This window comes from Cupriavidus sp. 01L45 (assembly GCF_056399885.1).
Map to the genome: position 1 here is coordinate 93,014 of NZ_JBFTSG010000035.1, position 17,915 is coordinate 110,928.

10 protein-coding genes, 3 tRNA genes and 2 rRNA genes are annotated in these 17,915 nt (G+C 61.0%); 8 read left to right on the top strand and 7 right to left on the bottom strand.

The window, feature by feature from the left end:
• The first annotated feature begins 219 nt into the window (after positions 1-219).
• The 3 genes from AC1DT6_RS23350 to AC1DT6_RS23360 all read left to right on the top strand — a co-directional run bounded on the left by AC1DT6_RS23350 (position 220) and on the right by AC1DT6_RS23360 (position 1,791).
• Complete coding sequence (locus tag AC1DT6_RS23350) at positions 220-1,062, top strand: hypothetical protein (RefSeq protein ID WP_441634609.1); 843 nt, start codon at positions 220-222, stop codon at positions 1,060-1,062.
• Between the two features lie 127 nt (positions 1,063-1,189).
• Positions 1,190-1,266 (top strand) — tRNA-Arg (locus AC1DT6_RS23355).
• 276 nt (positions 1,267-1,542) lie between these two features.
• Complete coding sequence (locus AC1DT6_RS23360) at positions 1,543-1,791, top strand: H-NS family nucleoid-associated regulatory protein (RefSeq protein ID WP_441634611.1); 249 nt, start codon at positions 1,543-1,545, stop codon at positions 1,789-1,791.
• Positions 1,792-1,988: 197 nt separating this feature from the next.
• On the opposite strand, the gene AC1DT6_RS23365 is transcribed toward AC1DT6_RS23360, so the two are convergent.
• Complete coding sequence (locus tag AC1DT6_RS23365) at positions 1,989-3,374, bottom strand: sensor histidine kinase (RefSeq protein ID WP_441634613.1); 1,386 nt, start codon at positions 3,372-3,374, stop codon at positions 1,989-1,991.
• Complete coding sequence (locus tag AC1DT6_RS23370; RefSeq protein ID WP_441634615.1) at positions 3,358-4,038, bottom strand: response regulator; 681 nt, start codon at positions 4,036-4,038, stop codon at positions 3,358-3,360. Before AC1DT6_RS23370 ends, AC1DT6_RS23365 begins: the two co-directional genes overlap by 17 nt.
• 81 nt (positions 4,039-4,119) lie before the next feature.
• On the opposite strand from AC1DT6_RS23370, the gene AC1DT6_RS23375 reads away from it, so the two are divergent.
• On the top strand, positions 4,120-5,214 hold the full coding sequence (locus tag AC1DT6_RS23375) for an ABC transporter substrate-binding protein (protein WP_477114935.1): 1,095 nt from the start codon (positions 4,120-4,122) through the stop codon (positions 5,212-5,214).
• Between the two features lie 2 nt (positions 5,215-5,216).
• Here AC1DT6_RS23375 and AC1DT6_RS23380 read toward each other — a convergent pair whose 3' ends face one another.
• The 5 genes from AC1DT6_RS23380 to AC1DT6_RS23400 are packed head-to-tail and all read right to left on the bottom strand — an operon-like array spanning position 5,217 to position 12,189.
• Positions 5,217-6,338, bottom strand: coding sequence for an ABC transporter substrate-binding protein (locus tag AC1DT6_RS23380; protein ID WP_441634617.1), 1,122 nt, complete (start codon positions 6,336-6,338; stop codon positions 5,217-5,219).
• Positions 6,335-6,844 carry a universal stress protein gene (locus AC1DT6_RS23385; RefSeq protein ID WP_477111533.1) on the bottom strand — a complete coding sequence of 170 codons (510 nt, stop codon included), beginning with the start codon at positions 6,842-6,844 and terminating at the stop codon, positions 6,335-6,337. Before AC1DT6_RS23385 ends, AC1DT6_RS23380 begins: the two co-directional genes overlap by 4 nt.
• A 12-nt stretch (positions 6,845-6,856) precedes the next feature.
• Entirely contained in the window at positions 6,857-8,173 is a 1,317-nt protein-coding gene (locus AC1DT6_RS23390; RefSeq protein ID WP_477114936.1) for a CitMHS family transporter, read from the bottom strand.
• A 19-nt stretch (positions 8,174-8,192) separates the two neighbouring features.
• Positions 8,193-10,892, bottom strand: a complete 2,700-nt coding sequence (locus tag AC1DT6_RS23395; protein ID WP_441634623.1) for a CoA-binding protein — start codon at positions 10,890-10,892, stop codon at positions 8,193-8,195.
• Between the two features lie 22 nt (positions 10,893-10,914).
• Positions 10,915-12,189, bottom strand: coding sequence for an ATP citrate lyase citrate-binding domain-containing protein (locus AC1DT6_RS23400; RefSeq protein ID WP_441634625.1), 1,275 nt, complete (start codon positions 12,187-12,189; stop codon positions 10,915-10,917).
• Positions 12,190-12,908: 719 nt separating this feature from the next.
• Between AC1DT6_RS23400 and AC1DT6_RS23405 the strand changes: the two genes are divergently transcribed.
• The 4 genes from AC1DT6_RS23405 to AC1DT6_RS23420 all read left to right on the top strand — a co-directional run.
• Positions 12,909-14,440 (top strand): 16S ribosomal RNA (locus AC1DT6_RS23405).
• Positions 14,441-14,501: 61 nt separating this feature from the next.
• A tRNA-Ile gene (locus tag AC1DT6_RS23410) sits at positions 14,502-14,578 on the top strand.
• Positions 14,579-14,624: 46 nt separating this feature from the next.
• A tRNA-Ala gene (locus tag AC1DT6_RS23415) sits at positions 14,625-14,700 on the top strand.
• 314 nt (positions 14,701-15,014) lie between these two features.
• Positions 15,015-17,915: ribosomal RNA gene (locus AC1DT6_RS23420) — 23S ribosomal RNA — on the top strand; the annotation flags it as partial.

A 17,915-nucleotide genomic window follows, 5' to 3' on the forward strand; every position in this document is an offset into this window, starting at 1 on the left:
CCCACGCAAGGCGTGCCAGCGCCCTAACGTTTGGCCAGTGTTTGACCTATGCTCTAGCAAAGCCGACATGGTTCATTTCAGCCAGGGGTTGCAGTCATGGCCAGGCGCGTGTCATCTGCTAGCGCAACAGGAGGCGGTGCCAGCACCGCTGGTACTGGTCATTGCGCGCACGCTGTCCACTCCCATCCGTGCCGCCAGTGCTGTTGCTCGATTCTTGCGATGCTGCTGGCAGCCCTGGTGCAGGCCGAGGAGCGCCCCACGCCCGGCAACGCCGGCCTCGGCTGGAACCAGCCTGAATCTGATCCGTACGCGCAGGTTGCCAGCAATGCTCCGCCGTCGTCTGAGCAGGCTGCCGGCAACGCCTTGGCGCTGCCTCCGCAGATTGTCGGCAGCGACCTCCCGGATCCGCCTGCGCCGGCAGCGCGGCTCGCCGTGGAGGATACGCAGCCACCTCTGGTGGCGTCGATCGGCAAATGGGCCTGGACCGGCGGGTCGCCTCCTCCCGGTGCGGACAATGACGCCCCCGGTCCCTCGGCGGCCGTGCTCGATCCGATATATGCCGGACCGGCCAACGGGCCGCGGCCAGCCAAACTTTCCCTGCACCTGGACGATGTCACATCTGCCACCGGCTTCGTCGGCAACCGGATGCAAAGCATGGCTGTCGCGCTGGATACCGTACTCCCGCGCAGTGGCGGCCTGACGATTCAACCGCGCTTGCAGCTCGCCTATCAGCCTGCTCCCGACAGAAGTGCATCCGGCTTCCTGGCCGGGCAGCAGGCAGACGCAAGCGCCGCGGAAGTCGTCCTGCGGGTCTATCGCACACAGCCGAGTCGGCTTACCGGAGTCAACGGTGTGTATCCGTTTGTCGAGGCCGACCTGTGGCAGGACCGCAAGCAGGTGATCAATATCAACGGCACACGCATCGATCCCGACATGCTGCGCGGACTTCTCTCTGTCAATCTCGGAGCGCACGGCAGCACCAACGGCGGCGTCAAGCTCTGGGTCAAGCTGAAAGCCGGCCGCAATCCTGGCGGCACTCTGGGGGCGCGCTACCGCTGGTAGGGGCGAGTCGCGCGCTTGCGCTGCGCCGGATTCAGCCGGTTCACCGCCGCATGAAGGGGCCTTCCCACCCAATCAAAGAAGAGGGCTTGCATTTCTGCGCCGTTGCGCTAGAATGCCGTCTTCGCGTGCGGCTGTAGCTCAGTTGGATAGAGTACTTGGCTACGAACCAAGGGGTCGTGGGTTCGAATCCTGCCAGCCGCACCACCAATGACAAGGGTCAGCACGTTTCGCGTGCTGACCCTTTTGTCTTTCTCGGGCGCCGGGATACACCCAGGGGTACACCGAAGAATGGGCTGTCTTGTGCCGGGGTGAGGGCGGGCAGGTCGATTGTTTGTGTTTTCGATTCCTTGGCCTGACTAGCGCGGGCGAGTTGAAGACGCCTTCCTTACTCTTGTTGCAGTTTCGTGCGATTGTCAGCGGCTGCACTAGCCGCGCCGAACCCGTCAACAAGCCAACTCCATACCGTCTCCTCCTCCATCCATGTCCTCCGAAATTGAAAAAGCTGCGGCCATTGTCTGGGTCAAGATCCAGATGGCGAAGCACGGACTCTCCTTGGCAGACCTGGAGGATGCTGGCTGTTTCCCGTTGCCGGAACCGGAACAGAAGCCAGTGGCACGCTATCGCGACGCGGAGGGGCGAAGCTGGGACGGGCAGGGCGAGATGCCTTCCTGGTTGCTGCGGGCGGTCAGCGCGGGCCAGAGCCAGGAGCATTTCCGGGTCGTCGGATGACCGGGCGCAATGCCGCCTTTCGCCCGTCCAAATGCTGGCGCCAGCATTTCATGGGATGACGAAGTATAGTTTTCCATTTTTTGGGATCCGCCCGCAGTACCTCGCTCAAGTAAATCTCATGGTGCTTTCCGGTTCGGACTGCATGCATGTCGATATATTCATGCTTTTGCGTTGACGTGCGCGGGGCGCTTTCCGCGTCAGGCTGGCGGGAGACGCCGGGGTGGAAACACCACGCTCACGCGCAGGCCGCCGCTGCCGGGAGCCTGGCCGAGTTCGACGCGGGCGCCATGCCGGTCGGCGATCTGCCTGACGATCGACAGCCCGAGTCCACAGCCGTCGGCGCGCGAGCCGCGCAGGCGATAGAAGCGGCCGAATACCTTGGCCCGCTCGTCGGGCGGAATGCCAGGGCCGCTGTCGTTGACATTCAGCACGGCGTTGCCCGTTGCGTCGCACGCCACCGACACGTCGATTTGTCCGCCTTCCGGCGTGTAGCGGATCGCGTTGTCGACCAGATTGGCTGCAAGCTCGCGCAGCAGCAGCGGTTGTCCCGTCATCCATACCGGCCCGCTGCCGTCGAAGCCGAGGTCAATGCGCTTTTCGAGCGCTTGCGGCAACAGGTCGAAGCTCGTCTGGCGCACAAGCTCGGTCAGGTCGAGCCCCACGTCATCCACGACGTGGCCTGACTCGCTGCGCGCGAGCGCCAGCAGTTGCTGGATCATGCGTGAAGTGGCATCGGTGCTGTCATGGATCTCCTTCACGATTTCGCGCACGCGGCGGGCGTCGTGCTGCGCCAGCGCCAGCGCCGCCTGCGCCTTGAGCACCGTAAGCGGCGTCTTCAACTGGTGCGACGCATCGGCGATGAACTGCCGGTGCGCCTCGTTGAGCTGGCGCTGCCGGCCGGTGTGGAGATTGATCGCCTCGATCAGAGGAATCACTTCGCGCGGCACCGTTTGCGTGGCAATCGGTGTGAGGTCGGTCTGGTCGCGGCCTTTGATTTCGTCGCGGATACGCCGTAACGGCAGCAGGCCGCGCCGGACGCCGAGCGCGATCAGCAGCGCGGCCACTGCGATCAGGGTCAGCTGCATCGCGCTGGTGTCGAACAGCATGCGCCTGGACAAGGCTTCGCGCGCCCCCGTGGTTTCACCGACCTGGACCAGCAAGGGGCCGCAAGGCACGGCCTCGTATACCGGTCGCCGCAGCGCCACCAGCCGTACCGGCTCGCCGTTGTACATGGCGTTGTGGAACAACGGCTGGTCGCCCGCAGGCACGGTGGGCGGAGCGGGCAGGTCCTCCTGGCCCGTGACGAGCGATGGCGGATCAAGGCAACTCACCTTGTAGAAGATCCGGTCCTGCGAGCGGGTTTCGAGCATCTCCAGCGCGGCGTACGGCACGTCGACGGTCAGCTCGCCGCTCTGGACCGAAACCCGCTCCGCCATGGCAAGCGCTGAACCGAGCAGGGTACGGTCATAGGCCTGGTTGGCCTGCTCCAGCGTGCGCACGTAGTTGATGCGGAATCCGACTATCCAGACGACGGACAGCGGAATTAGCAGCCACCGGAGGAGGTGGTTACGCAGTCGAATCATCGACCGCTTCCAGGCGGTAGCCGAGTCCGCGCAGGGTCCGGATGTGGGTACCGCTGCCCTCGAGGCGCTTGCGCAGCCGATGCACGTAAAGTTCGACGGCCTCCGCGCTGACCGCGTCGTCGAGCGAGCATAACTGCGCGCACATCTCCTGCTTGCTGACCGGCCGGCCGGCGCGTGTGATCAGGGTCTCCAGCACGCCATGCTCGCGCCGCGGCAAAACCAGCGGCTGGCCGGCCACGCTGAACTCCATGGCCACGCTGTCGAAGCACAGGCGGCCCATCTCGAACAGAGCATGCGTGCTGCCCTGCCGGCGCCGCGCGATGGCGCGCAACCTGGCCACCAGTTCGGCCAGGTCAAATGGCTTTGGCAGGTAGTCGTCGGCGCCCGCGTTCAGCCCGCGCACCCGGTCGGGTGTTTCACCCGACGCAGTGAGGATCAGCACCGGCACATCGTCGCCACGGGCGCGTGCACGGCGCAGCACTTCGATGCCGCTGATTCCCGGCAGCGCCAGGTCGAGCACGACCACGTCGTAGCGTTCCGCCTGGAGCAGCTGGTCCGCGTGCAGGCCATCGGACACGACATCGAGCACCATGCCGGCGGCACCCAGGGCCTCCGTCAGCGAGCGCGCCAGTTTCGGGTTGTCTTCGACCAGCAGCGTGCGCATGGGGTCAACCCTCGCCGGCACTGCCGGTATGGGTGCAAAGGGCATTGGCGTCGCTATAATGGCGCGCCGGCTGGAGGAAACATGACATCGAGGGCATGGTTGATCGGGCTCCTGTTACTGCTGATGCTACCCATGGCGAGGGCCCAAGTCCCCGAGGGTTATCCCGCGGATTACGCGGCGACCATCGCGGCGGCGAAGCGTGAGGGCAGGGTGGTTGTTTACTCGCCCACCGACATGGCAGAGGCCCGGTACCTGATTGCGGATTTCAAATCCTTGTACCCCGGTGTCGATGTCGAGTACCACGATCTCAATAGCACCGAGGTCTACAACCGCTTCCTGAAAGAGGTTCAGGGTGGCAGCGCCACGGCCGACGTGCTGTGGAGTTCGGCCATGGACCTGCAGGTCAAGCTGGTCAACGATGGCTATGCCCTGCAGTACGCGTCGCCGGAGCGTGCCGGCCTGCCTGACTGGGCGGTCTGGAGGAACGAGGCCTGGGGCACGACGCTTGAGCCAGTCGGCTTTGCCTACAACAAGCGCCAGCTGGCCGCCGCCGAAGTGCCACGCACGCACGCCGATTTCATTCGTCTGCTCACGGCCGCTCCCGGACGCTTCAAAGGCCGCGTGATCACCTACGACCTGGAGAACTCGAGCCTGGGCTTCCTGTTCGCCACGCAGGACGCGAAGGCATCCGGCATGTGGTGGGACGTGGCCCGGGCGCTCGGTGCCAATCAGGTCCGGCAAGTCCCGAGTACCGCTGCCATGCTGGAGAGCGTGGCCTCCGGCGAAAGCCTGCTGGCCTACAACCTGTTGGGTTCCTATGCGTACAACAAGGTGCGCACCGATCCGGCGATCGGCTTTGTCTATCCGCAGGACTACGTGCTGGTCGGCTCGCGCATTGCGTTTATCCAGCGGCGCGCGGCGCATCCCAATGCAGCCAGGCTGTGGCTCGACTACATGCTGTCGAAGCGCGGCCAGACCGTGCTGGCAAACCAGCTGGGTTTGTTTGCGTTGCGTAGCGATGCGCATGGCGGCGGCAATGCGGCAGTGCTCCGGCTCGATGCGGGCAGCAACATCCGGCCGATCGCGATCGGCGCCGGGCTGATGGTCTATCTCGACCGCAACAAACGGCAGGAATTCCTCAAGCGCTGGAAAGACGCGCTGGCACAGCCGCGCTAAGCCTAGGGCTGCACTACGGCTTGCCGCCACTGCAGGATGAAATCCCGGTAGTTCTGGTTGTTGAGATAGCCAATCAGGCCCGGCCCGACCGCGATCGGCCTCAGGCTGCCGCCAAGCCTTTGCCTGAGGCGGGCGGCGGTGAATTCGCCTTCGACGTCGTCGCGCAGCGCGTAGAGGTGTGCGCTGTTCGCAATCACGGCCTGGCCGCGCTTGGACAGCGTGTAGTCCACCCAGAGCTTTGCGGCGTTGGGATGTGCCGCCTTCTTGTTGATCACGATGATGCGTGACATGACGAGCGTGTAGTCCTTCGGGAACACATAGCCCAGCGATGGATTCTTCTGCGCCTGCGCCACCGTGTAGGCGCCCAGCAGGTTGTAGCCAACCAGCACCTGGCCCGAGGCCACGCGCCTGGCCATGGCGTCGGTCGTCAGGTCGAGGCGGGCCGCGGCCTTGCCCAGGGCGCGGGCGACATCCCAGAATGCGGGCGATACAGCGACATCCTGCGTGGCAAGAAAGAAGCCGAGTCCGGACTTTTCAATATCGTAGCTGACCACCTTTCCCTTGAAGCGCGTTGGGTCGCTGTTCAGAAGCCGGGCCAGGTCGGCATGTGTCTGCGGCACTTCGCCGGCCCGCAGCAGCTTCTTGTTGTAGGCGACGACGATCGGCTCGTAGGTGGTGGCGAAGGCCTGGTTCTTCCAACTGGCCCACTCCGGGAAGTTCGCCTTTTCCGGAGAGTCGTAAGTCATGGTGTAGCCACTGTCGACCAGCGCGGCTTGCTGATCCATGGCTGAACTCCACAGCACGTCAGCGGATTCGCCGCCCAGCTGTGTCTCGGCGACAAAGCGGTGGTACAGCACGGTGCTGTTCAGGTCTTCATAGGTGATGTCGATACGCGGATACATGGCCCGGAAATCCGCAATCAGGAATTTGGCGATGCCCGCGTCCGTGGTCGAGTAAATCACCAGCCGGCCTTCGTCTTCGGCGGCCTTGACCGTCTCCGCGTACGCCGGTGCATAGCCAGGCGGAACACTGCCCTTGGACGCATAGCCCATGAGCTCCCCAGGCTCCTGCGCCATGCCGAGCGTGCAGATCAGCCCGAACCCCAGCCCGATGAGGAATTTCATGCTTTGCCTTCCGCTTCGTCTCGTCCGCTGACCGGCACCAGCAGCAGGGGGGTGCGAGTCTTGCGCATGACTTCATGGGCTACCGAGCCGAACAGCAGGCCGGCCAGGACACCATCGCCATGCGAACCCATCAGGATCAGGTCAGCGGGCCCAAGACGGGCTTCGTCGAGGATAAGCTGGGCCACGTCGTCCCCCTCGCACACGATGATCTCGGTGATCGGCTGCGGCGGGTTCTTGTCCGTGCGCACGGCATAGAAGGCCGCGATCTGCGCTTCAATGTGCAGCTTCACCCGTTGCGCGCGATCATGGTGATACCTGTCGAGCGCGTCCTGGGGCACGTGGGAATCGATCTCGATCAGCGACTTCTCGCGCTGGTCCGGGATAACGGTGAGCACCTGCAGTCTTGCGCCCAACCGGTTGGCCAGGCCGATGGCGTAGGCCAGCGCGTCTTCGCAGCCTTCGCTCAGGTCCGCGGCATAGAGAATGGATCGGATTTCGTTGTGCATGGTGGGCTACCGTCAATGGGCATGGCCAACGATGGGGATGACCCCGAAGACAACGGTGGCCACCAGCATGACCAGCGCCGCCGACAAGGCCCAGAGCAGCGTGTAGCGCTGGTGGTCGCCGAATTCGACCTCGGCCAGGCCGACCAGCAAATAGGTCGATGCGACCAGTGGACTGAGCAGGTGCACCTGCTGGCCGATCAGCGATGCGCGCCCGATTTCAGCGGCGCCAATGCCATAGACGGCGGCCGCTTTGGCAAGGATAGGCAGGATGCCGAAGTAGAACGCGTCGTTCGAGATGAAAAAAGTAAACGGGACGCTCAGCACGCCGGTGACGATGGCCATGTAAGGGCCCATCCAGTCCGGCACGGCGCTGATCACGCTGGCCGCGATCGCGTCGACCATCTTGGTGCCCGACAGGATGCCCACGAAGATACCGGCAGCGAAGATCAGCGACACCACGGGAACAATATTGGCGGCATGCGAGCTGAGCCTCTCCTTCTGGTCCTTGAGGCTGGGGTAGTTGATCATCAGCGCCAGCGCGGAGGCCACCATGAACAGTACCTGCAACGGCATGGTGCCGAGAATCAGCAGCACCATGAGTCCCAGGGTCAGCAGGAAATTGACCCAAAGGAGCCTGGGCCTGGCGATGTCGGGGTCGCCCGCTGTCACCTGCGGCTGTGCGGCGGAAGCGGGATCCGCCGAGCCTGCCGCAATGGCGCCGAGCCGCGTGCGCTCGCGGCGCCCCAGCAGGAAGGCGACGAACAAGCCCCAGCACCCGGTGACGATCATCGGCAGGATCATCGGTACGAAGATCAGGCCCACGTCCACGCCAAGCGCGCTCGCCGCGCGCGCGGTGGGGCCGCCCCAGGGCAGGATGTTCATCAGCCCGCCAGCCATCATGATTACGCACGCCAGCACAAGGCGGCTGATGCCGAGCCGCTTGTAGAGCGGGAGCATGGCGGCGCAGGTGATCATGTAGGTGGTGGAGCCGTCGCCGTCGAGCGAGACGCACACTGCCAGCACGAAGGTGCCGACGACGATCTTCATCGGATCCCCGCCCACCATTCTCAGGATCACGCGCACCGCCGGGTCGAACAAGCCGGCGTCGATCATCACGCMGAAATACAGGATGGCAAACATCAGCATCACGCCCGTCGGCGCGAGCTTCTTGATGCCATCCAGCATCATCGCCCCCAGCTCCATCCCAAAGCCACCGATCAGCCCGAACGTGATCGGCACCAGGATCAGCGCGACCATGGCCGAAAGGCGCTTGGTCATGATCAGCGCCATGAAAACGATCACCATCGAATAGGCGAGGAGGGTCAGCATGTCGTGTATCTCCGCTCTCTCAGGCTACGAACTGGCACTGGGAAGCCGGCGTGCGCGTGTCCATATTGCGGCCCCGGTTCAGGTGGTCGTCGATTTCGGCGGCGCAGCCAAGCATGCGCGGGTAGAGGAAGATCGTGAAGGCGGCCGTCTCCAGCGCGCTTTCCGCGTACTGTCCGCCCTGGTAGGGCTGCCAGAGCATCTTGAGCAGTAGCGCGGCGATCACCGCGTCGATATTCACGCAGTAGACGGTGCGCGACACGCCCTCATCGAACAAGGTTTGCACCAGTTCACGGTAGAAGGTGTGGAACACGTTGTACTCGCCGCGGCCGGCGAGCAGCCCGGCAATGAACACCTCCCGGGGGTCGTGGTTGACAGGCTTGTCCTTGAACACCGGGTGGTTGACGCCGGGGATCTTCTGGATGTCCAGGCTGCCGGTATTCTTCTTGTTCGCCTTGTAATCGGCATAGCGTTTGACATATCGCTGCGCCAGGGCCTTGAGGTCGATACCGTGATTGGGGTCGCCTGGGTCCTTGAGGCCGGTGTCCTTGAACTGCTCGATCAGGAAGGCGATGCCTTCGTAGCCGTTGCCGCCATGYGCATAGCCGGAGTGCGTGAGAAAGCCGGCCAGCGCTTTGTTGAGCTGCACGCGGCCCGGGTCTTCGGGCCCGTCCGCCGACACCGCGCCCTTGGCGCCCTGCGCGGAGATCGTGCCCGGTCCGTTGCTTAGCAGCAGCCCGACCAGCACCTGGAACGCATACAGATCGGCAGGATTGGGTGTCAGGCCCAGGAGGGCGACAAATGCGACTTCGCTGATTGGCCGTCGCTCCAGAATGTCGCTGATCGCCATGCCGCAGAAACTGTCGGCCGCGTGCTGATTCGCCGGCACCGAGGCGCCGATCAGCGCGCCGAACAAGCGCATCCACCAAGGCAAGCTCTCCGCGGTGATCCGCGACACGCGCTTGCGCATCAGCGGCCCCCAGGCCAGCGTGGTGGTAATGGCGGCCAGTACAGCGTCTTCCGTCGGGTGGCCCGGCAGGGTGCGGAGGTAGCTGATGAACACCGACCTGGCGCCTCGGGCCTTTAGCCCATTGAGCATGGCGCCGGCGCGGCCGTCGGCCTGGTCCGCGACGAACAAGGCCGGGTCTTCGAGTTGGATCCCGCTGATGTCGAAGCTTTCGTTCATCGCATCGTCGAGGCCGGCTGCCGCGAACGCGTCGATCAGCATTTGCGACAGTGCCCGCGCGCGCTCTTGCGTGCGCGGCCCGAGGATGCTGGCCGCCGTGGCCAGTACGCTGTTGGGCGCGTTGCCGGCATCGCGCGAGGCCTGGGCGGCCGCCAGCGCGGGGTGGCCGTGCAAGTTCAGCCCGGCCCCGATGGCCACGTTGATCAATCGCTGGTCGTTGACGCCACCGGGCTCGTGCAGCAGCGCCAGGTTCACGTTGGTCTCCAGCGGATGCTGCGCCGCGTCGAGCATCGATACGCCGTGCAGGCTGGTCAACTGCGTCCTGGCATCCATCTGCGAAGCGCCCGACGTGTCTTTCATGGACTGCCGGGGTAGCATGGCACCGATCTGTTGCCGGAGGGCGGCAATCTGCTGGCCGTACGGCGCGGGCGCCTCCACCACGGCGAGATCGAGTTCAGGTGGCAGCTTCAGGCCCCGGCTGGCACTGAACCAGGGCTTGAGCTCCATCGTGCCTTCCGGCGCGAAATCGGGCTGCACGCCGTTGGCACGCATCACAGCCGTCAGCGCGGCCGGGATATCGGCGATATTGACCACCACCGCGCCCTTGGCCGAGACCACCGGGTTCTGTGGCGTGAATAGCGCATCGACGCCGAATTTTTCCATGAACCAGCGCTCTTTGGATTCGGCGTCGTCGGCGCCACCGGCCATGGCCCCGGCATGGCCGACGGCGCGTGTGAGCTTGCTCTTCCAGCGGCCGACCACGCAGGCCACCACCGGTTTGGTAAAGCTGGCATCGCGTTCGTAGTAGCCGCCTGGCTCGCAATACAGCACCGCGGCCTTGCTACGGTCGTCGTGGGCCAGCGCGAAGGCGAATTCGGGGGCGGCGTAGTGAATGTAGACATCCTTGCCGCTAGAGATCAACGTGGTCGTGCCCCAGCCAGCCATGCGCAGGTACTGCGCAATGGTGGTGGTGAAGCCGCCCGAGTTCGACAGGATCGCGATCGAGCCTTTGCGCAAGGTGTCGGCCGGCGCGTCCCCGCCCAGCGCGCCACCGATGCGAACCTGATTCCAGGCGTCGGCCACGCCGAGGCTGTTGCCTCCGAAGATATCTACGCCGTTGAGCTGGGCCAGCGCGCGGATTTCGCGGGCGTCGTGTACCGACATCTTCTCGGTTGGAATGAAGATCTTCTTGAGGTCAGGGTTGACCCGTATCAGCTCGACTACGCCGTCGTCGGCCGCAGAGGGGGGCAGATAGACCACGCCGCAATTGAAGCGGTGGCCGGCCTCCAGGCCTTCACGTACATTGTTGTAGACCGGGATCGGCCCCGCCGGCGTGTCCAGCACCTGCCCCTTGCGGCCTGGCGAGGTGCCGAACACCACGTTGCCGCCCGAGTAGGCATGGCCTACCGGCGTCACGTCGCTGGACTCGCCTCCCATAATGTTGAGCACGCACACGCGGTCCTCGCGCGTGGCCACTTCCGACAAGGATTGAATACCGACGAAATACTTGAAATCACCAACACCTTTGGCGCGCATGGTTGTCTCCTGTACAGTGACTTCAGGCGGTCACATTCAAACTGGCCGCGACTTGTGCGCGGCCACCGGCTTTCATCCAGGCGTCTACCTTACGAGCATAGTCCACCACCTCGCTCATCGCCGAGTCGAATCCAAAGCTCACGTAGGGCAGGCCGAGCGACTCGCAGGTGTCGCGCAGCACGGCCATGCCGCGGACCAGGTTCGGTCCCCCGCGTCCGACCACCACGTAGAGCGGCGCGGCGCCGTACTTGCCGAAATGCTCCCGCAGCGCGTCGGCCATGGCGCGGAAGGTCTCGAAGATATCGGTGTTGTTGGACTTGCCCCCGATGATGAACAGCACGTTGCTCTGCTTGAGCCAATGCTTGAAGCAGATGCCGGCGACAGCCTTCATCTTCTCGTACGGCGGGTTCCCGCCGAAGTCGGAAGAGATGATGGCGTCGGCTCCCAGCATTTGCGTCACCAGGGAATTCGCGCCGCCTCCGAAGGTCGGCGCCAGGATGGTTCCCTTGTCGTTGATGATGTACACGTCACTTTGCCCCTGATAGGTACGGAGCTGGTTGATCTCTTGCTCGAAGGGCGACGTGTCGACAGCAAACAGATGAGGCGGCAGGTCCAGGCGCTGCCAGCGCGGATCGTCGCGGTCGAAGCCGCACTTGAAGTCGCAGGCGACAGGCGTGAGCCGCCCGCGCTTGTCCGCGCGCATCCGGATCGGGTTGAGCTCCAGCGTGGTCATGCCGTAGTCGTGGAACAGGTCCCACAGGTTTGGCAAATGCTGCACCAGCGGCGAGATGATCTCCTTTGGCGCGTTCAGGCCGCTCAACGCGTTCGCCACGACAAAGGCCTTGAGGCCGGTCAACGGGTTGAAAGGCACGCGGGCGACCTGGCTGTCGTCCAGTTCCTCGATGTCCATGCCGCCGTGGTGGGTCAAGGTCATGGTCGGGGCGCGGAACTCGGTGGAATCGGTCAGCGAAAAGTAGATCTCGTGGTCGGAAGGCACGCCGCCTTCGAAGGTCACGCCATTGGCCTTGGCGTGCTGGTTGCCGTGGTGGTGCTCGGCAAAGTAGAGCCGCTCTTTTTCCTTGAGTGCCGATGCCAGGTCACCCACCCGGCCCAGCAGGCCGGCCTTGCCCTTCTTGCCGACACCGCCGCGGAATACCGGCTTGATGAAGACTTGTTTGTGGCGTTCGATCAGCGCTTTGATCTGGTCGTCGTTGGCGTCGGGCCCGAGTACCTCAGCCGTGGGGAAGCCCACGAGTTGCAGCAAGCGCGCGCCGTGAAGCATGCCGGTGATTTGCATGTTGTCTCCTCCGTCTATTAACTATGATCGCCGGGGCATGCTATTCCAGCGAAGCTTTCGCCCGGCTTACATCCAGGGGGCAGGGACTTCCCGCATGCAGCTGGCTGCAGGGCAGGGCGCCTCTTTGAGGGGCAGGGTGTTGAGTGCGGGGGCAACGCCTTTGCCAGATACTGATGCGCACTATGCGATGTGCGCAGGCGTCACCAGATGGAGCACTGAAGTGCTTTGCGATGGGTGATCGAAACGGCTCCTGCAATTTTTTCCAGAAAGGGCTTGTCAGGCGGGCGCCGACGCTTTAGTATTCGCCCCCTCGCAACACAAACGCCGCGCTGCAAGGCAGGCGGGGCAAGGGTTGCAGGGTTTGCTGGAAAGGTGGGCGGCGCAAAAAAGCGAGGCTTGCCGAAGCAAGAAAAGATTAAAAGTGTTTGACGAAACGTAGAAGGTTCTTCATAATCTCGTTTCTCTGCTGCAGAAAACGCAGTGACGCGGTAAGCAAAGCGAACCGCGGCTAGTTCTTTAACAAACAAACAACCGATAAGTGTGGGCGCTTGATAGCGGATGCGGAAGACTTCGGTCTTTTAGCTTACAAGTTATAAAGTGCTCGCACAGTAAAACATGTTGGTTATGTCCGGGGTGCAAATCRCGGATGTAGCCAGTCAGTTTTCTGAGAGTGAGCGACCGCTCGAAAGAGCGAGRTYCKYMRGRAYCACACAGGTATTAAACTGAAGAGTTTGATCCTGGCTCAGATTGAACGCTGGCGGCATGCCTTACACATGCAAGTCGAACGGCAGCACGGGAGCAATCCTGGTGGCGAGTGGCGAACGGGTGAGTAATACATCGGAACGTGCCCTGTCGTGGGGGATAACTAGTCGAAAGATTAGCTAATACCGCATACGACCTGAGGGTGAAAGCGGGGGACCGYAAGGCCTCGCGCGATAGGAGCGGCCGATGTCTGATTAGCTAGTTGGTGGGGTAAAGGCCCACCAAGGCGACGATCAGTAGCTGGTCTGAGAGGACGATCAGCCACACTGGGACTGAGACACGGCCCAGACTCCTACGGGAGGCAGCAGTGGGGAATTTTGGACAATGGGGGCAACCCTGATCCAGCAATGCCGCGTGTGTGAAGAAGGCCTTCGGGTTGTAAAGCACTTTTGTCCGGAAAGAAATCCYYTGCTCTAATACAGCGGGGGGATGACGGTACCGGAAGAATAAGCACCGGCTAACTACGTGCCAGCAGCCGCGGTAATACGTAGGGTGCGAGCGTTAATCGGAATTACTGGGCGTAAAGCGTGCGCAGGCGGTTTTGTAAGACAGGCGTGAAATCCCCGAGCTCAACTTGGGAATGGCGCTTGTGACTGCAAGGCTAGAGTATGTCAGAGGGGGGTAGAATTCCACGTGTAGCAGTGAAATGCGTAGAGATGTGGAGGAATACCGATGGCGAAGGCAGCCCCCTGGGACGTCACTGACGCTCATGCACGAAAGCGTGGGGAGCAAACAGGATTAGATACCCTGGTAGTCCACGCCCTAAACGATGTCAACTAGTTGTTGGGGATTCATTTCTTCAGTAACGTAGCTAACGCGTGAAGTTGACCGCCTGGGGAGTACGGTCGCAAGATTAAAACTCAAAGGAATTGACGGGGACCCGCACAAGCGGTGGATGATGTGGATTAATTCGATGCAACGCGAAAAACCTTACCTACCCTTGACATGCCACTAACGAAGCAGAGATGCATCAGGTGCCCGAAAGGGAAAGTGGACACAGGTGCTGCATGGCTGTCGTCAGCTCGTGTCGTGAGATGTTGGGTTAAGTCCCGCAACGAGCGCAACCCTTGTCTTTAGTTGCTACGCAAGAGCACTCTAGAGAGACTGCCGGTGACAAACCGGAGGAAGGTGGGGATGACGTCAAGTCCTCATGGCCCTTATGGGTAGGGCTTCACACGTCATACAATGGTGCGTACAGAGGGTTGCCAACCCGCGAGGGGGAGCTAATCCCAGAAAACGCATCGTAGTCCGGATCGTAGTCTGCAACTCGACTACGTGAAGCTGGAATCGCTAGTAATCGCGGATCAGCATGCCGCGGTGAATACGTTCCCGGGTCTTGTACACACCGCCCGTCACACCATGGGAGTGGGTTTTGCCAGAAGTAGTTAGCCTAACCGCAAGGAGGGCGATTACCACGGCAGGGTTCATGACTGGGGTGAAGTCGTAACAAGGTAGCCGTATCGGAAGGTGCGGCTGGATCACCTCCTTTCAAGAGCGTGCATCTTAAGTCGAGCGTTCACACTTATCGGTTTGTTTGCTGTTACAGCCAAGGGTCTGTAGCTCAGGTGGTTAGAGCACCGTCTTGATAAGGCGGGGGTCGTAGGTTCAAGTCCTACCAGACCCACCAAGTTACGGATGGTGGTTCGACGCTGAACCTCCGGACAGAAGTACATGGGGGATTAGCTCAGCTGGGAGAGCACCTGCTTTGCAAGCAGGGGGTCGTCGGTTCGATCCCGTCATCCTCCACCATTTACCGCGCACTTCGGTGTGCCCCTTGGATTGGTCGTCAAAGGCAAGCGCTTAGGATTGAGCGTTTGCCTTTGGCCTTGGCCAAGACGTTGCGAGACCAAGTTTCGCACGGCTGTTCTTTAAMAATATGGGATGTAGTAAAGGTGTCGTGAGCGTTGATGAGACGCTGWAGTACAACACGATACCGGGTTGTGATTGTATCAACCAAAATGTATTTAAGTGATCGAAAGATGACTTGGAATACGGCACAAATGCGAGAACTCATCCTGTAGCGAGCACGGCTTGAACGCAAGTTTGAGACACACTCGTTATAGGGTCAAGCGAACAAGTGCATGTGGTGGATGCCTTGGCGATCACAGGCGATGAAGGACGCGGTAGCCTGCGAAAAGCTTCGGGGAGCTGGCAAACAAGCTTTGATCCGGAGATGTCCGAATGGGGAAACCCGGCCYGAATGGGTCATCCCTGACTGAATACATAGGTCAGGGAAGCGAACGCGGCGAACTGAAACATCTAAGTAGCTGCAGGAACAGAAATCAACCGAGATTCCCAAAGTAGTGGCGAACGAAATGGGAAGAGCCTTGTACTCTTTAGCAGCATTGTTAGCAGAACGGGATGGAAAGCCCGGCCATAGCAGGTGATAGCCCTGTATGCGAAAACAGCGTTGTGGAACTAGGTGTACGACAAGTAGGGCGGGACACGTGAAATCCTGTCTGAAGATGGGGGGACCATCCTCCAAGGCTAAATACTCGTGATCGACCGATAGTGAACCAGTACCGTGAGGGAAAGGCGAAAAGAACCCCGGGAGGGGAGTGAAATAGATCCTGAAACCGCATGCATACAAACAGTCGGAGCCTGGAAACGGGTGACGGCGTACCTTTTGTATAATGGGTCAGCGACTTACATTCAGTGGCAAGCTTAACCGATTAGGGAAGGCGTAGCGAAAGCGAGTCCGAAYAGGGCGTTCAGTCGCTGGGTGTAGACCCGAAACCAGACGATCTATCCATGGCCAGGTTGAAGGTGCGGTAACACGTACTGGAGGACCGAACCCACTAACGTTGAAAAGTTAGGGGATGAGCTGTGGATAGGGGTGAAAGGCTAAACAAGTCTGGAAATAGCTGGTTCTCTCCGAAAACTATTTAGGTAGTGCCTCGTGTCTCACCTTCGGGGGTAGAGCACTGTCATGGTTGGGGGGTCTATTGCTGATTACCCCGCCATAGCAAACTCCGAATACCGAAGAGTGCAATCACGGGAGACAGACATCGGGTGCTAACGTCCGGTGTCAAGAGGGAAACAACCCAGACCGCCAGCTAAGGTCCCTAAGATTGGCTAAGTGGGAAACGAAGTGGGAAGGCTAAAACAGTCAGGAGGTTGGCTTAGAAGCAGCCATCCTTTAAAGAAAGCGTAATAGCTCACTGATCGAGTCGTCCTGCGCGGAAGATGTAACGGGGCTAAGCCAGTCACCGAAGCTGCGGATGCGTGCATTCCTTTAAGTGCACCTTGCTTGTCGATGCGCAGCATCGACAAAGCGCCCAACAATGGTCGTTGGGATGCAAGTGGAGTGGATTTAAAGGAGTGCACGCATGGTAGGAGAGCGTTCTGTAAGCCTGTGAAGGTGTCTTGTAAAGGATGCTGGAGGTATCAGAAGTGCGAATGCTGACATGAGTAGCGATAAAGGGGGTGAAAAGCCCCCTCGCCGTAAGCCCAAGGTTTCCTACGCAACGTTCATCGGCGTAGGGTGAGTCGGCCCCTAAGGCGAGGCAGAGATGCGTAGCTGATGGGAAGCAGGTTAATATTCCTGCACCGTCGTATGATGCGATGGGGGGACGGATCGCGGAAGGTTGTCCGGGTGTTGGAAGTCCCGGTCCCTGYATTGGAGAAGGCGCTTAGGCAAATCCGGGCGCGGAATTCAAGGATRTGGGGCGAGCGGCCTAGAGCTGCGAAGCAATTGGAAGTGGTTCCAAGAAAAGCCTCTAAGCTTCAGTCATACGAGACCGTACCGCAAACCGACACAGGTGGGCGAGATGAGTATTCTAAGGCGCTTGAGAGAACTCGGGAGAAGGAACTCGGCAAATTGGTACCGTAACTTCGGGATAAGGTACGCCCTTGTAGCTTGACTGGCCTGCGCCAGGAGGGTGAAGGGGTTGCAATAAAATGGTGGCTGCGACTGTTTAATAAAAACACAGCACTCTGCAAACACGAAAGTGGACGTATAGGGTGTGACGCCTGCCCGGTGCCGGAAGATTAAATGATGGGGTGCAAGCTCTTGATTGAAGTCCCGGTAAACGGCGGCCGTAACTATAACGGTCCTAAGGTAGCGAAATTCCTTGTCGGGTAAGTTCCGACCTGCACGAATGGCGTAACGATGGCCACACTGTCTCCTCCCGAGACTCAGCGAAGTTGAAGTGTTTGTGATGATGCAATCTCCCCGCGGCTAGACGGAAAGACCCCATGAACCTTTACTGTAGCTTTGCATTGGACTTTGAACCGATCTGTGTAGGATAGGTGGGAGGYTTTGAAGCGTGGACGCTAGTCTGCGTGGAGCCGTCCTTGAAATACCACCCTGGTTTGTTTGAGGTTCTAACCTTGGCCCGTGAATCCGGGTCGGGGACAGTGCATGGTAGGCAGTTTGACTGGGGCGGTCTCCTCCCAAAGTGTAACGGAGGAGTTCGAAGGTACGCTTGGTACGGTCGGACATCGTACCTAAAGTGCAATGGCAAAAGCGTGCTTAACTGCGAGACCGACAAGTCGAGCAGGTGCGAAAGCAGGACATAGTGATCCGGTGGTTCTGAATGGAAGGGCCATCGCTCAACGGATAAAAGGTACTCTGGGGATAACAGGCTGATACCGCCCAAGAGTTCATATCGACGGCGGTGTTTGGCACCTCGATGTCGGCTCATCTCATCCTGGGGCTGTAGCCGGTCCCAAGGGTATGGCTGTTCGCCATTTAAAGAGGTACGTGAGCTGGGTTTAAAACGTCGTGAGACAGTTTGGTCCCTATCTGCCGTGGGCGTTGGAATCTTGACGGGGGCTGCTCCTAGTACGAGAGGACCGGRGTGGACGTACCGCTGGTGTACCTGTTGTCTCGCCAGAGGCATCGCAGGGTAGCTATGTACGGAAGAGATAACCGCTGAAAGCATCTAAGCGGGAAACTCGCCTGAAGATGAGGATTCCCTGGAGCCTTGAGCTCCTTGAAGGGTCGTTCGAGACCAGGACGT